The organism is Kitasatospora sp. NPDC051170 (genome assembly GCF_044455705.1).
Lineage (GTDB): Bacteria > Actinomycetota > Actinomycetes > Streptomycetales > Streptomycetaceae > Kitasatospora.
Window position 1 is genome coordinate 704,444 of record NZ_JBITFA010000002.1, and the last position, 13,884, is coordinate 718,327.

Below are 13,884 nucleotides of genomic sequence, written 5' to 3' on the forward strand. Positions count from 1 at the left end.
TCATGCGGCCAGCACCGCCGCCGGGAGGGTGGCCAGAGCCCGGAGAAGGGCCCGGGCGGCCGCGTCGTTCTGGCGGAACGCCGGGGCGTCGGTGCGGGGCCGGGCGAAGGCGGCGGCGGAGCGCAGGCTGGTGTGCGGGCCGAGGGCGGTGCGGCGTGGGTGCGGGGTGTCGCCGAGGGCGGGGTCGAGCAGGCGGCTGTCCTCGGGGTCGATGGTGACCAGGCCGGAGCGGTGGGTGTACTCCTCGTCGGCCACCACCTCCTCCACCAGCCGTCCGGCGCGGTGGAGTTCGCGCAGCAGCGGGTCCCCGGTGCGGGCCAGGGCGTGCTTGGGCAGGTACGCCTCGATCAGCGCGGTGGCGGTGACGGTGTGGCCGGGGACGGTCGTGCCGCCGGCCCGCCAGGTGCCGGTGGCCTCGTCCCGGACGACCCGGACGTTCGCCCCGAGGAAGGTCACCACCCCGGCCTCGGAGAGGGCGAGCAGCTGACGCAGCCGGAAGCCGGGCGGGCCGGAGGCGAGGAAGCTGAAGTAGCCGAAGAACCACTCGTCGGACTCCTCGGCGACCGAGCGGGCGGTGAGCCGGCCGCTGGCCAGCACCCGGGGGAGCTGGCCGAAGATCGACAGCAGGGCGAGGAAGGCGCCGAGGTCGGCGCTGTGGGCGGGGTCGGCGCGGCGGTCGGCGTCCTCGGTGACGTACGCGCGCAGATGGGCCTGGAGCTCCTCGGCGGTGGCGAGTTCGAGGCCGGCCAGCGGGTGGTCGAGGCGCTCGAAGTGGATCCGGTCGGCCGGGTCGGGCACGGCCTCGGCCTCCAGGGCGGCGCGCTCGGGGGTGTACCAGCCGTGGGCGTCGTAGCGGGCGAGGAACTCCGTCCAGGGCAGGGCGGTGCGCCCGGGGTGGGCGTGGAAGAGCTCGTGGTAGTGCCCGAAGGCGATTTCCTTGGCGATCAACGGCCAGAAATCGCGCCGCAGTTCGAGCGCCCCCTCGGTGGCGAGCACCGCGTCCACGGCGGCCGCGTCGAAGTAGCGGGGCAGGGGCGCGGGCGGGCCCTGGAGGCGGTAGCCGGTCTTGGAGTGGTACGGCACGCCGCGCCGGGAGCCCAGGTGCAGCACCGGCTCGCGGCCGGAGGGCAGGTAGCGCAGGGCGGGGCCGTCGCCGACGGGCTCGAAGCGGCCGCCGCGGCCCTCGGTGAGCATCGCGACCAGGTCGACGGCGGCCAGGCCCAGGCCCCGCAGCACCACGTGTTCGCCGGGGGCTATGGCGGTCAACTCCTCGGCCACGTCGGCGGAGTAGGCGGGCGGCAGGTGGACGCGGCCGTGCCGGGCGGCGAACTCGGTGTCGGCGTGGTGGCGGGGGTCCGGGGCGGAGTCGAGGTGGCCGAGGGTGAGGGTGACGTGGTCGGCGGTGAGCACGGTCCCGTCCTCGAGGTGGACGCGCTGCGGGCCGTCCGCCGGGCCCTCGATCCGCCGGGCCCTCGTACGGTGGACGGTGACGGTGGCCTGCGGCGGCAGATCGGCGACGGCGCGGCGGAACGCCCAGTCCAGGTAGGCGCTCTGGGCCCGGCGGGTGGGGAAGTCGGTGGGCGCGAGGGCCGCCAGCTCGGCCCGTACGGCCGGGTCGGCGACCTCCCGGTACGGCGCGAACTCCCGCTGGGCGCCGGCCCATTCGGCGAGGGAGGGGCCCGGGCGGACGGGGCCCTCGACGGTGGAGCGCTCGTCGGTGAACATGGTGACGTCCTCGGCCATGGAGTTCATCCGCAGCAGGGGCGACTGGTCGGCGCGCCAGATCCGGCCCGCGCCGGGCGGGTACGGGTCGACCAGGTGGATCTCCAACGGGTGGTCGGCGGGCAGGAGTTCGGCGGCGTTGGCGGCGATCCGCTCCAGCAGCCCGGCGCCGCGCGGGCCCGCACCGACGATCACGAGCGTGCCGCTCATGCCTTCACCGCCCGTCGCAGGGCCGCGCGGGTGCGCTGCAGCGGGGTGGGCGGCAGACCCTCGCGGGTGGCGCCCTTGGCGAAGTGCCGCTCCACGTAGTACTGGCCGACGGACAGCACGGTGGTGACCACCAGGTACCAGAGGGTGGCGACCATCAGCATCGGGATCACCTGGTAGGACTGCAGGTAGACCAGCTGCACCGAGTAGAGCAGGTCGGAGACGGCCAGCACGCTGACGATGCTGGTGTTCTTGAGCGCGCCGATCAGCATGTTCCCGGCCGTCGGCACGATCGCGCGCATCGCCTGCGGCACCACGATCCGGCGCAGCACCCGCCACCGGCCGAGCCCCAGCGCGGAGGCGGCCTCCAGCTGGCCGCGGTCCACGGAGAGGATGCCGCCGCGGATCACCTCGGCGGCGTAGGCCGTCTCCAGCAGGGTCAGGCCGATGACGGCCGTCAGGGTGGGCCCGAACAGGTTGACCGTCTTCACGGTGAGGAACTCGGGGCCGAACGGGATGCCCAGGCCCAGGGTCGGGTAGAGCGCGCCGATGTTGAAGAAGAACAGCAGCTGCACCAGCGGCGGGGTGGAGCGGAAGATCCAGATGTACGTCCAGCTCAGCGTGCGCAGCACCGGGTTGCCGGACAGCCGCATGGTGGCCAGCACGGTGCCGAGGACGAAGCCGAGGCCGAGGGTGAGGCCCGTCAGCCACAGGGTCAGGGCGAGGCCGTCGAGGACGGACCGGGCGGTGAACCACGCGCCGACCACGTCCCACTGGAAGGCGTCGTTGCGGATCACCGAGCCGACCACCATCGCGGCGAGCAGCAGGGCGACGGCCGCGGCGGTCCACTGGCCGGGCTTGCGGCGGGCGACGATCCGGGCCTCGGCGAAGTCGTCGAGGGCGGATCCGTCGCCGGCGGATCTGCCGCGGGTGGGGGAGGGCTGGTCGGGTACGGACTGTGCGGGCAGGACGTCCGGTGGGGTGGCCATGGCTACGGCTCCTGGCGGGAGTGCGGGCGGGGCATGGGTACGGGCGGTCGTCACGTACGGGCCTGGCGCCGGTTCGCGTCCCTCAACGCGGCCGGCGCGGTGGTGCTGCACTCCGCCGTCGATCGTACGCGGGTGCGATCGACGCCTGTCAAGGAGGCCGGGACGGCCGGGGGCGGTGTCTCGGAAGTGACAGGAGATCGCAACAGTGCGGCAATGATGGATGGTTGACGGAGCAGTCGGACGACTGTTCACTTGTGCCCATGAACGCCGTGGAGCCCCTGGTCACCCGCGACCACATCGACTTCGGTCGGGTGTGGTCCGCGGCGTGTCGCGGCTGACCCGGCGGCGGGCCGCCCGTCCGGCCTGATCTCCCCCGGGGAGCCTCCCTCGGCCTTCCCCGTCGCGGGCCCTCGCTCCGCCCGCCGCCTCCCCTTTGACTGACGCTCTGTCAGCTCTCCTCCCGTGCACGAGACTTCGCGCTGCGCTCCGGCAGTCCGCCCACGTCACGTACCCGCGCACCCCCTGCACGACGGCCGCCCTGCCGCGGCCTCCTCCGGCCTGCCCACCCGCGGCCGGCGGCTCCGCCCCGCCCGAAAGGTCCCGTCATGCCCGTCGAAGTGAAGCCGCGCGCCCCGGAGTTCCGCCGGGTCGCCCTGGACGACCCGCTGGTCGAGCCACTGCTGCGCGAGCTCGCCGAGGAGTACGTCAGCCGCTACGGGCCGCACGCGGACGAGGAGTTGACCCGTTACCCCGCGGAGCAGTTCGCCGAGGCCAACGGCGGGGTGCTGCTGCTCCTGCTGGAGGGCGGCGAGCCCGTCGCCGGAGGCGCGTACAAGCGCTACGACGAGCGCACCGCCGAGGTGAAGCGGATGTGGACCCACTCCGCGCACCGCCGCCGGGGCCTGGCCCGCCGGGTGCTGGCCGAGCTGGAGAACACCGCCGCCGAGGCCGGCTACGACCGGATCTACCTCACCACCGGGCCGCGCCAGCCCGAGGCCCGGGGCCTCTACCTGACCACCGGCTACACCCCGCTGTTCGACGTCACCGCCGATCCGCTGACCATCGGCCCGCTGCCCTTCGAGAAGCAGCTGGCCGCAGCGGTTCCCGCCCCGAAAGGCCGCAAGTGAAGCGCACCACCGCCCGCCGCCTGTCCGTCTCCCTCGCCGCCGTGCTGCCCGTCCTGGCCCTGGCCGCCTGCGGCTCGGACCCGAAGATCGCGGGCGCGGCCGGGGCGAGCGGGCCCGCCGCCGCCACCGCCACCGAGGACGTCGTCTCCGCCGTCGCGAAGTCCGATGCCGCGGCCGCCCTGCTGCCCGAGGAGGTCCGCAAGGCCGGCACGGTCAGGTTCGGCTCCTCCTTCGGCGCCCCGCCCGCGGCCTACTACCCGGACCCGGCCACCAAGAAGGCCGCCGGCATCGACATCGACTTCTCCGACGCCGTCGCCAAGGTCCTCGGCCTGACCGTCCAGCGCGAGGACGCCGCCTTCGAGACGATCCTGCCCGCCCTGGGCAGCGGCAAGTACGACGTCGGCACCGGCAACTTCGGCGTCACCACCGCGCGGCTCAAGACCATCGACTTCGTCACCTACATCGACGACGGCCAGGGCTTCTCGGTGAAGAAGGGCGACACCGCGCTCCAGCCGGTCACCGACCTGACGCAGCTGTGCGGGCTGACCATCGGCACCGGCGCCGGGACCACCTTCGAGAGCACCCTCAACAGCCGCAAGAACGTCTGCACCGACGCCGGCAAGAAGGCGTACGAGGTCAAGGCGTTCAGCGACAACGGCGCACTGCTCACCGCCGTCCAGCAGGGCCGGGTGGACGTGCAGATGTCCACCATCAACGGCCTGCGCTACCAGGCGGCCAAGGACGCCTCCGGGGTCCGCTTCCTGAACGAGTACCACCGGCTGGACGTCGGCTTCGCCTTCGCCAAGGGCTCCAAGCTCACCCCGGCCTTCCAGGCGGCGGTCAACCAGCTGATCAAGGACGGGACGTACGACCGGATCCTCCGCAAGTGGGGCGTCACGGACTCCGCGATCAAGGAGTCGCAGATCAGCCCGCCCGAACACGCGTGACCCGCCGCGCCGCAGGAGCCCCCGAAGGAGCCCCGCCATGACCGCCACCACCGACACCGCCACCGCATCCGCCGGTCCCAGACCCGGCCGGGCCGCCTCGGCCGACCCCGACCCGCTCGACCGGCGCGACGGACGCGACGAAATCGACGGGCGCGACGAACTCGACGAACTCGAGGGCCTCAGGACCGTCCCCGCTCGCCACCCCTGGCGCTGGGCCGCCGGAGCCGTCGCCCTCGTGCTGCTGATCCAGTTCGGCCACGGCCTGGCCACCAACCCCGGCTGGGACTGGCCCACCTTCCGCGCCTACTTCACCGCCGACGTGATCGTCACCGCCGTCGGCCGCACCCTCGAACTCACCGTCTACGGCACCCTGCTGGGCTTCGTGCTCGGCGCCGGGGTGGCGGCGCTGAGGCTCTCCCGCAGCGCGATCCTGCAGACCATCGCCTGGGCGTACGTCTGGGTGTTCCGCTCGATCCCGCTGATCGTGCAGCTGGTGTTCTGGTTCAACCTCTCCTACCTGTACAAGGAGTTCGGCTTCGGCATCCCCTTCGGGCCGACCTTCGGCGAGTTCCGGACCATCGACGTGCTCAGCGCCCTCGGCGCCGCCGTCCTCGGCCTCGGGCTGCACCAGGCCGCGTTCGCCGCCGAGATCATCCGCGGCGGCATCCTCGCCGTGGACGCCGGCCAGCGCGAGGCCGCCGCCGCCCTCGGCATCCCGCGGTGGCGGCAGGCCTGGCGGATCGTGCTGCCGCAGGCCATGCGCGGCATCCTGCCGGCCGCCGCCAACGAGGTGATCTCGCTGCTCAAGGGCACCTCGGTGGTCTACGTGATGGCGATCGGCGAACTCTTCTACCAGGCGCAGGTGGTGTACGGCCGCACGGGCCGGGTGGTGCCGCTGCTGATGGTCGCCACCGTCTGGTACGTGGTGCTGACCACCGTGCTGTCCATCGGCCAGTACTACGTCGAGCGGTACTTCGCCCGCGGCTCCGAGCGCACCCCGCCGCCCACGCCCTGGCAGCGCCTGCGCGCCTTCACCAGGAGCCTCCCCACCCGTACCGCTGGAGGACGATCGTGACGACCCTGACCAAGAAGCCCGAGACCGGATCCGCCGCCCCGATGGTGCGGGTGCGGGGACTGCACAAGAGCTTCGGCGACCTGGACGTGCTGCGCGGCGTCGACCTGGACGTCCCGGCCGGTTCGGTGACGGTGGTGCTCGGCCCCTCCGGCTCCGGCAAGTCCACCCTGCTGCGCGCCATCAACCACCTGGAGAAGCTCGACCGCGGCTACGTCGCCATCGACGGCGAGCTGATCGGCTACCGCCGCTCCGGCGACCGGCTGCACGAGCTCAAGGAGCGCGAGGTGCTGCGCCAGCGCACCGGCATCGGCTTCGTCTTCCAGAACTTCAACCTGTTCCCGCACCTGACCGTGCTGGAGAACCTCGTCGAGGCGCCCGTCGCCGCGCTGCGCCGGCCCAAGGCCGAGGCCCGGGCGACGGCGCTGGCCCTGCTGGAGCGCGTCGGGCTGGCCGACAAGGCGTCCGTCTACCCCCGGCAGCTCTCCGGCGGTCAGCAGCAGCGGGTGGCGATCGCCCGCGCGCTGGCGCTGGAGCCCAAGGTGCTGCTGTTCGACGAGCCGACCTCGGCGCTGGACCCGGAGCTGGTCGGCGAGGTCCTCGACGTGATCAAGGACCTGGCGCGCAGCGGCACCACGATGATCGTCGTCACCCATGAGATCGGCTTCGCCCGCGAGGTCGCCGACACCGTGGTCTTCATGGACGGCGGCGTGGTCGTCGAGCAGGGCCCGCCCGCCGAGGTGCTGGACAGCCCGCAGCACGAGCGCACCCGGGCCTTCCTGGCCAAGGTCCTCTGAATCCCCTTTCTCTTCCGTACGTCCCTTCCACCGAGCAGGAGTCCCGCCGTGTCCGTACCCCGTCGCGCCCTCGTGACCGCCGCCGCCGCGTTCGCCGCCGCCCTCACCCTGGCCGCCTGCGGCAGCGGGGCCACGGGCGCCGCGGCGGACCTCGCCCCCGCCAAGGGCAGCGTCGCGCCCAACGGCGTCAAGGTGAACCTCACGCCCAACCAGGACCGGGTGACCACGCCCAAAGTCGAGGCGATCGCTGCGCTGGTACCGGAGGAGATCCGGAAGAGAGGCACGCTGACGGTCGTCGACTCCCTCGGCACCACCCCGCCGCTGGACTTCTACGCGAACGACGACAAGACCGTCATCGGCGTCGAGCCGGACCTCGCGTACCTGCTCGGCAACGTGCTCGGCCTCAAGGTCGAGATCACCCCGGCGTCCTGGGAGAACGTCTTCGTCGGCCTGGACAGCGGCAAGTACGACGTCGGCATCTCCAACATCACCGTCACCGAGGCCCGCAAGGAGAAGTACGACTTCGCCACCTACCGGCTGGACGTCCTCGGCTTCGAGACGAAGAAGGGCAGTGGCCTCAAGGTCACCGGTGCCGCCGACCTCGCCGGGAAGTCGGTGGGCGTCAACTCGGGCACCAACCAGGAGAAGCTGCTGATCGCCTGGAGCGAGGAGAACACCAAGGCCGGCCGCAAGCCGATCGACATCAAGTACTTCCAGGGCACCGAGTTCTACCTCGCGCTCTCCTCCGGCCGCATCGACGCCTACGTCGGCCCCAACCCCAACCTCGCCTTCCACGCCGCGCAGACCGGCGAGACCGAGGTCGTCGGCACCTACTCCGGCGGCGGCGCCGACGTCCAGGGCAAGATCGCGACCACCACGAAGAAGGGCAGCGGGCTCGTCCAGCCCCTCAACCAGGCCCTCAACGAGGTGATCAAGAACGGCACGTACGCCCAGGTGCTCAAGCGCTGGGGCCTGGACAACGAGGCCGTGCCGACCTCCGAGATCAACCCGCCCGGCCTGCCCAAGGTGCAGCCCTGACACAGTCCGCGGCTCGTTCACCCGTTCGTCCCCGGCCGCCGCTATGGTGGCCCGACCCCGGCGAACGCCGGGCGGGGACGGGCGGGTTGGGGGCGCACATGCAGCAGGGAGACCTGCTCGGCGGCAGGTACGAGCTGGTCAGGCAGCTGGGCAAGGGCGGCTTCGGCGTGGTCTGGCTGGCGGTCGACACCGTGCTCCACCGCGAGGTCGCGGTGAAGCTGCTCCGGACCGAGCACGCCACCGACCGCGAGCTGGTGGAGAGGTTCGTCCTGGAGGCCAGGGCGGCGGGCGGCCTGAAGAACCCGCACATCGTCACCGTGCACGACTACGGCCGCATCGTGGACGGCGACGGCGAGACCCACTACCTGGTGATGGAGTACGTCGAGGGCCGGGCGCTGTACGAGGTCCTCGGCAGGAAGCCTTCGCCCGAGCCCGCCTTGGCGCTCAAGTGGATGGTCCACGTCTGCAAGGCGCTGGACGCGGCGCACCGCAAGGGCGTCGTCCACCGAGACATCAAGCCCCAGAACGTCATGATCGACGCCGAGGACCGGGCCAAGGTGGTGGACTTCGGCATCGCCCGGCTGCTCGGCCAGAGCGGAGCCGGCCTCACCTCCGCCGGCGTCGTCGTCGGCACCGTGCCCTACCTGGCCCCCGAGTGCTGGGGCGACGGCGTCATCGACGGCCGCGCCGACCTCTACGCGCTCGGCATCATGATGTACGAGATGTGCGCGGGCGGCCGCCCGTTCCACGCCGACACCCCCATCGGGTACATGACCAAGCACGCCACCGAGATCCCGCCCCGGCTGCGCAGCATCGACCCGGCCCTGGCCGACCTCGTCGCCGACCTGCTCGCCAAGGACCCCGCCGACCGGCCCTCCACCGCCGCCGAGGTCCGCGAGCGGCTGCGCGGGATCCGGCCCGGGATGCTCGCCCCGGGCGACCTCAACGCCGAGGAGCTGCGCCGCCGCGCCGACCAGGCGTGGCGCCAGGGCGAGGAAGGGGAGTACGGCAACGCCGTCGAGATGCTCGTCGAGATGCTCCCCCGCTACGCCCGGATCTACGGCCCCACCGACCCGCGCACCCTGCGCACCTGCCACGACCTGGCCCTGTGGCTGGCCCGCGACGGCCGCCGGGGCACCGCGGTCGCACTGCTGCGCGAGCTGCTGCCCGGCCTCGCCGGCGAGCCCGCCGCCCGCGCCGACGTCGAGCGCGACCTGCGGTACTGGCAGGCGGCGGTGGACCGCGACGGCGAGGGCGAGGCGGGGCCGGCGCTGGCCCTGGCCCGGCTGCTCGAAGGGGTCTAGGTCGACAGGGGTCTAGGTCAGCAGGGGCCCAGGTCAACAGGGGTCTAGGTCAGCAGGGGCCCAGGTCAACAGGGGTCTAGGTCAGCAGGGGTCCAGGTCGACAGGGGCCCAGGTCAGCAGGGGTCCAGGTCAACAGGGGCCTGGGGCTGGGCCGCCCGTTCGGAGGCGGCGCGCAGGGCGGCCGAGGCGCCCTCGGCGATCGGGTCGCCGTGGCCGAACACGGCCGTCTCCACCGGGAGCGCGGCCAGGCGGTGGAAGGACTCCAGCGCCTGCTTCGGGTCGGTGTGGAACACTCCGGGCCGGGGCTGCCCGCCGACGTTGCTCGCGAGGTCCCCGGTGAAGAGCACCCCCGCGCCGGGCAGGTGCAGGGCGATGCTGCCGTCGGTGTGGCCGGGCACGTGCACCACCACCGCGCCGCCGCCGATGTCCAGCACGTCACCCTCGCCGACCTCCCGGTGCACCGGGCAGGGCTCGGCGGGCGGTATCGGCGGCAGCCCGTCCCAGATCTCCTGTTCGAACGGGCTGAGCACGGGCGGCACGGGAGGCTGCTCGCGCCGGATCACCGGGGCGTCCAGGCGGTGCGCGACCACCTCGGCGCCCCAGCGGCGGGCGAGTTCGGCGGCCGAGCCGGTGTGGTCCTCGTGGTGGTGGGTGAGGACGATGCGGCGCAGCGCCTCCGGGTCCAGTCCGAGCTCGCGCACGGCCCGTTCGATGTCCTGGGCCGATCCGGCGATGCCGGTGTCGACCAGGGTGAGCCCGTGCGGGTCGCGCCACAGGTAGGCGGCGCCGAACTCCAGTGTGATCATGTGCAACTCATCGCGTACCCGGATGATCTCCATGGCCCGAATCCTGGGCCCTGGGGTGATGGGCGCGCCCGCCCGTTCGCCCACGGCGCAGGCGGCGTCAATCGTGCGCGCGCCCGATCCGGTACGGCCGGGGCCGGGCAGGGTTGGGAGGATTTCGCCCATCGGGACGGGCTGGTCCGGCGCCGGGGCCGTTGATATACCTCGTCACCGAGCTGCGACCGAGCTCGACTGAGCAGCGACGAAAGGCTGGTGACGGATCGATGAAGCTCCTGCGTGTCGGACCGGTGGGCGCCGAGCGCCCGGTCGTCCTGGGCGAGGACGGCACCGCGTACGACCTCTCCGGACGGGCCCGCGACATCGACGGGCCCTTCCTCTCCGGGCTGGACCGGGCCGCCCTGGCCCGGGAGGTGGCCACCAGCGCCCTGCCGGTGATCGACCTGGACGGCCTGCGGGTGGGTGCGCCGGTGGCCAGGCCCGGCAAGGTGGTCGGCATCGGGCTCAACTACCGCGACCACGCGGCCGAGGCCGGGGCGGCGATCCCGGCCGAGCCGGTGGTCTTCCTCAAGCCGTCCAGCACCGTGGTCGGCCCGTACGACGAGGTGCTGGTGCCGCGCGGCGGCGAGAAGACCGACTACGAGGCCGAACTGGCGGTCGTGATCGGCCGCACCGGCCGGTACCTGGAGTCGCACGCCGAGGCGGCCGGGGTGATCGCCGGGTACACGATCGCCAACGACGTCACCGAGCGGGCCTTCCAGTTCGAGCGCGGCGGCCAGTGGGACAAGGGCAAGTCGGCGGAGACCTTCACCCCGCTCGGCCCCTGGCTGGTCACCGCGGACGAGGTGCCCGACCCGCAGGCGCTGACCCTGCGGCTGTGGGTCAACGGTGAGCAGCGTCAGCACGGCAGCACCGCGGAGATGATCTTCCCGGTGCTCGAACTCGTCCGCTACGTCAGCCACTTCATGGTGCTGGAGCCCGGCGACGTGATCGTCACCGGCACCCCGGCCGGCGTCACCCTGGGCCGCCCCGGCACGCCGTACCTCGCCCCGGGGGACGTCGTCGAGATCGAGGTGGACGGCCTCGGCCGCCAGCGCCAGGTGCTCGGCAAAGCCTGACCACGGCCGCCGCCCGACCCTTGGCACGGGGGTCGGGGTCGGGGCCGGGGCCGGAGGTGGGGTCGGGGGTCAGGCCGCCTCACCGTACGGACAGCACCTCGCGCAGCCGCCCGGCCCGCGTCGAGTCCGGCCCCTCCAGCGTGAGCAGCAGGGCCAGCACCTCCGCCGTCTGCGGGTCGTGCAGCGCCGTCGCCGCCGCCATCGCCGTGAACTGGTCCACCAGCCAGTCGCGCAGCTCCGGCACCGGCAGCACGCGTCCCTCGTCCAGCCAGCTCAGCGAGGCCCCCTCGACCACCGCGATCCAGGAGCGCACCAGCAGCGTCAGCCGCGGACCGGCCTCCCGGACGCCCAGGTGCCGCAGGGTGCGCCGCAGCGCCGCCCGCCGGACGTCGTCGACGATCGCCGAGGTGCGGGCCGTCTCCACCACCGAACCGCCGCGCAGCAGCGCGGAGTAGCCCGCGTCGTGCTCGGCGACGAACGCGAAGTAGCCGTCCAGCACCGCCGCCAGCTGCTCGGTCGGAGTGCCGGAGACGGGCACCGCGAAGCGGCTGGTCAGTTCGTCGGCCGCGGAGCGCAGCGCAGCCTCGTACAACTGCTGCTTGCCGCCCGCGAAGTAGCGGTAGACCAGGGGGCGGGAGGCTTCGGCGGCCTCGGCGACGTCGTCGAGGCTGACCTCCTCGGGGGGCCGGGAGGCGAAGAGCTCCAGGGCGACGGCGATCAGCTGTTCGCGCCGCTGCTGCACCGGCAGCCGCCGGTAGCCGGCGCGTCGCCGACGCGGCTCGGATGCGTCCGGGGCTTGGTTCGGGACGTCTGCCGTGGTGGGGCGGGCTTCCATGGCCGCCAGCGTAATGGGCATCGGGCCGATCCGGTCCTGTCTCCGCACGGTTGTTTCCGAACGGACGTCCGCACCTCGCAAGCCGTCCCGGCGGTCACCGATCGTGACCGACTGGGGGTTGAAATCGCCTGACGTCACGCGATGATGTGCGGATGGTTGAAGAACTGATCACCACCGACGGCACCACCCCGCGCCGCCTCGCCGACGACTACGTCCGCGAACTGGCCGAGCTGAACCCGCTGATCGCGGTCTACCTCGGTCTCGACCCCGACGGCGACCAGCTGCCCGACCTGTCCCCGGCCGGCTCCGAGGCCCTCGCCGACCTCGCCCGCCGCACCCTGGCCCGCCTGGACGAGGCCGAGCGCTCCGTCGCAGCCGACGACGACGCGGAGCGCCGCTGCGCCCGGCTGCTGCGCGAGCGGCTCATCGCCGAACTCGCCGTCCACGACGCGGGGGAGAGCTACCGCTCCCTGCGCAACCTGGGCTCGCCGGTGCACGACGTCCGCGAGTGCTTCACCCTGATGGCCACCGACACCGAGGCCCAGTGGCAGGTGGTCGGCCGCCGCCTGGCCCGCGTGCCGCTGGCGCTGGAGCAGTACCGGCAGACCCTCGCCGAGGGCGTCGAGCGGGGCCTGTTCTCGGGCCCGCGCCAGGTGTCCACCGTGATCGGCCAGTTCGCCGACTGGCTGGAGGGTGAGACCCCCGGCGGCTGGTTCGGCACCTTCGTCCAGGACGCCCCCGAAGCCCTGCGCGCCGAGCTCGCCGGGCACGCCGTGGCCGCCGCCGAGGCGCTGGCCGCGCTGCGCGACTGGTTGCGCGACGTGTACGGCCCGGCCGTCGCCGACGCCCCGGACCCGGTGGGCCGGGAGCGCTACGGCCGCTTCGTCCGCTTCTGGACGGGCTCCGACCTCGACCTGGACGAGGCGTACGCCTGGGCCTGGAGCGAGTTCCACGACCTGCGCGCCCAGATGGAGACCGAGGCCGAGAAGGTCCTGCCCGGCCAGGGCCCGATGGCCGCGATGAAGTGGCTGGAGACGGACGGACCGGCCGTCGAGGGCTCCGAGGCCGCCCGCGAGTACCTCCAGGGCCTGATGGACCAGGCGATCCGGGACCTGCAGGGCACCCACTTCGACCTGGCCGAGCCGGTCACCCGCGTCGAGTCGCGCCTGGCCCCGGCCGGCAGCGCCGCCGCGCCGTACTACACCCAGCCCTCGCTGGACTTCTCCCGCCCCGGCCGCACCTGGCTGCCGGTGCTCGGCGGGGACCGCTTCCCCGTCTGGGACCTCGTCTCGACCTGGTACCACGAGGGCGTCCCCGGCCACCACCTCCAGCTCGCGCAGTGGGTGTACGTCGCCGACCGGCTCTCCACCTACCAGGTGAGCCTCGGCGGGGTCAGCGCCAACATGGAGGGCTGGGCGCTGTACGCCGAGCGCCTGATGGACGAGCTGGGCTACCTCACCGACCCCGGCCACCGCCTCGGCTACCTCAACGCCCAGATGATGCGGGCGCTGCGGGTGATCGTCGACATCGGCATGCACGTCGGCCTGGACTTCCCCGCCGACAGCCCGTACAGGCCGGGCGAGGGCGTCACCCCCGAGCACGCCCGGGAGTTCTTCGGCCTGTACTGCGGCCTGTCGGCCGACTTCCTGGACAGCGAGCTGGTCCGCTACCTCGGCCTGCCGGGCCAGGCGATCGGCTACAAGCTCGGCGAGCGCGCCTGGCTGAGCGGCCGCGCGGCGGCGAGGGCGGCGCACGAGGCGCGCGGCGAGGAGTTCGACCTCAAGGCGTGGCACATGGCGGCGCTCTCGCAGGGCTCGCTGGGCCTGGACGACCTGGTCGCGGAGCTGTCCGCGCTCTGATCAGGCACGATCCGCTCGGCCCGGCGTCCCGGGAGCGTGGTGCCAGGGCCCCTCGGAACTCCGTCCGGA

12 protein-coding genes are annotated in these 13,884 nt (G+C 73.2%); 8 read left to right on the top strand and 4 right to left on the bottom strand.

Features of this window, described 5'->3' with window-relative positions; genetic code table 11:
• Both ACIBCA_RS06735 and ACIBCA_RS06740 read right to left on the bottom strand, forming a co-directional pair.
• Entirely contained in the window at positions 1-1,932 is a 1,932-nt protein-coding gene (locus ACIBCA_RS06735) for an FAD/NAD(P)-binding protein (protein ID WP_396281726.1), read from the bottom strand.
• Positions 1,929-2,918, bottom strand: a complete 990-nt coding sequence (locus tag ACIBCA_RS06740) for an amino acid ABC transporter permease (RefSeq protein ID WP_396281727.1) — start codon at positions 2,916-2,918, stop codon at positions 1,929-1,931. The genes ACIBCA_RS06735 and ACIBCA_RS06740 overlap by 4 nt, the downstream gene beginning before the upstream one ends.
• Before the next feature lie 605 nt (positions 2,919-3,523).
• Here ACIBCA_RS06740 and ACIBCA_RS06745 point away from each other — a divergent pair.
• The 6 genes from ACIBCA_RS06745 to ACIBCA_RS06770 all read left to right on the top strand — a co-directional run bounded on the left by ACIBCA_RS06745 (position 3,524) and on the right by ACIBCA_RS06770 (position 9,203).
• Positions 3,524-4,045: a GNAT family N-acetyltransferase gene (locus ACIBCA_RS06745; RefSeq protein ID WP_396281728.1), complete on the top strand. Its 522-nt coding sequence runs from the start codon at positions 3,524-3,526 to the stop codon at positions 4,043-4,045.
• Positions 4,042-4,992 (top strand): ABC transporter substrate-binding protein, encoded by a 951-nt coding sequence (locus tag ACIBCA_RS06750; RefSeq protein ID WP_396281729.1) that lies wholly within the window; start codon positions 4,042-4,044, stop codon positions 4,990-4,992. Before ACIBCA_RS06745 ends, ACIBCA_RS06750 begins: the two co-directional genes overlap by 4 nt.
• A 37-nt stretch (positions 4,993-5,029) precedes the next feature.
• Positions 5,030-6,067 carry an amino acid ABC transporter permease gene (locus tag ACIBCA_RS06755; protein WP_396281730.1) on the top strand — a complete coding sequence of 346 codons (1,038 nt, stop codon included), beginning with the start codon at positions 5,030-5,032 and terminating at the stop codon, positions 6,065-6,067.
• Positions 6,068-6,108: 41 nt separating this feature from the next.
• A complete protein-coding gene (locus ACIBCA_RS06760) occupies positions 6,109-6,861 on the top strand; it encodes an amino acid ABC transporter ATP-binding protein (RefSeq protein ID WP_396281819.1) in 753 nt (250 codons plus the stop codon).
• Positions 6,862-6,909: 48 nt separating this feature from the next.
• Positions 6,910-7,899 (top strand): ABC transporter substrate-binding protein, encoded by a 990-nt coding sequence (locus ACIBCA_RS06765; protein WP_396281731.1) that lies wholly within the window; start codon positions 6,910-6,912, stop codon positions 7,897-7,899.
• Between the two features lie 98 nt (positions 7,900-7,997).
• Positions 7,998-9,203, top strand: a complete 1,206-nt coding sequence (locus tag ACIBCA_RS06770) for a serine/threonine-protein kinase (protein WP_396281732.1) — start codon at positions 7,998-8,000, stop codon at positions 9,201-9,203.
• 113 nt (positions 9,204-9,316) lie between these two features.
• Here the strand turns inward: ACIBCA_RS06770 and ACIBCA_RS06775 are convergent, their stop codons facing one another.
• The gene (locus ACIBCA_RS06775) at positions 9,317-10,009 is read right to left on the bottom strand and encodes an MBL fold metallo-hydrolase (RefSeq protein WP_396281733.1); all 693 of its coding nucleotides are present in this window, start codon (positions 10,007-10,009) and stop codon (positions 9,317-9,319) included.
• Positions 10,010-10,269: 260 nt separating this feature from the next.
• On the opposite strand from ACIBCA_RS06775, the gene ACIBCA_RS06780 reads away from it, so the two are divergent.
• A complete protein-coding gene (locus ACIBCA_RS06780; RefSeq protein WP_396281734.1) occupies positions 10,270-11,121 on the top strand; it encodes a fumarylacetoacetate hydrolase family protein in 852 nt (283 codons plus the stop codon).
• A gap of 79 nt (positions 11,122-11,200) precedes the next feature.
• Here ACIBCA_RS06780 and ACIBCA_RS06785 read toward each other — a convergent pair whose 3' ends face one another.
• Positions 11,201-11,956 carry a TetR/AcrR family transcriptional regulator gene (locus tag ACIBCA_RS06785; RefSeq protein ID WP_396281735.1) on the bottom strand — a complete coding sequence of 252 codons (756 nt, stop codon included), beginning with the start codon at positions 11,954-11,956 and terminating at the stop codon, positions 11,201-11,203.
• A gap of 152 nt (positions 11,957-12,108) precedes the next feature.
• Here ACIBCA_RS06785 and ACIBCA_RS06790 point away from each other — a divergent pair, with 152 nt between their 5' ends.
• A complete protein-coding gene (locus tag ACIBCA_RS06790) occupies positions 12,109-13,815 on the top strand; it encodes a DUF885 domain-containing protein (protein ID WP_396281736.1) in 1,707 nt (568 codons plus the stop codon).
• Positions 13,816-13,884 lie beyond the last annotated feature (69 nt).

What these genes read in the sequence shown, in the direction of transcription:
- ACIBCA_RS06745 (WP_396281728.1), top strand. Translation starts at nt 3,524, where the DNA reads ATGCCCGTCGAAGTGAAGCCGCGCGCCCCGGAGTTCCGCCGGGTCGCC.
- ACIBCA_RS06775 (WP_396281733.1), bottom strand. Translation starts at nt 10,009, where the DNA reads ATGATCACACTGGAGTTCGGCGCCGCCTACCTGTGGCGCGACCCGCAC.
- ACIBCA_RS06760 (WP_396281819.1), top strand. Translation starts at nt 6,109, where the DNA reads ATGGTGCGGGTGCGGGGACTGCACAAGAGCTTCGGCGACCTGGACGTG.
- ACIBCA_RS06740 (WP_396281727.1), bottom strand. Translation starts at nt 2,918, where the DNA reads ATGGCCACCCCACCGGACGTCCTGCCCGCACAGTCCGTACCCGACCAG.
- ACIBCA_RS06735 (WP_396281726.1), bottom strand. Translation starts at nt 1,932, where the DNA reads ATGAGCGGCACGCTCGTGATCGTCGGTGCGGGCCCGCGCGGCGCCGGG.
- ACIBCA_RS06770 (WP_396281732.1), top strand. Translation starts at nt 7,998, where the DNA reads ATGCAGCAGGGAGACCTGCTCGGCGGCAGGTACGAGCTGGTCAGGCAG.
- ACIBCA_RS06755 (WP_396281730.1), top strand. Translation starts at nt 5,030, where the DNA reads ATGACCGCCACCACCGACACCGCCACCGCATCCGCCGGTCCCAGACCC.
- ACIBCA_RS06785 (WP_396281735.1), bottom strand. Translation starts at nt 11,956, where the DNA reads ATGGAAGCCCGCCCCACCACGGCAGACGTCCCGAACCAAGCCCCGGAC.
- ACIBCA_RS06790 (WP_396281736.1), top strand. Translation starts at nt 12,109, where the DNA reads ATGGTTGAAGAACTGATCACCACCGACGGCACCACCCCGCGCCGCCTC.
- ACIBCA_RS06780 (WP_396281734.1), top strand. Translation starts at nt 10,270, where the DNA reads ATGAAGCTCCTGCGTGTCGGACCGGTGGGCGCCGAGCGCCCGGTCGTC.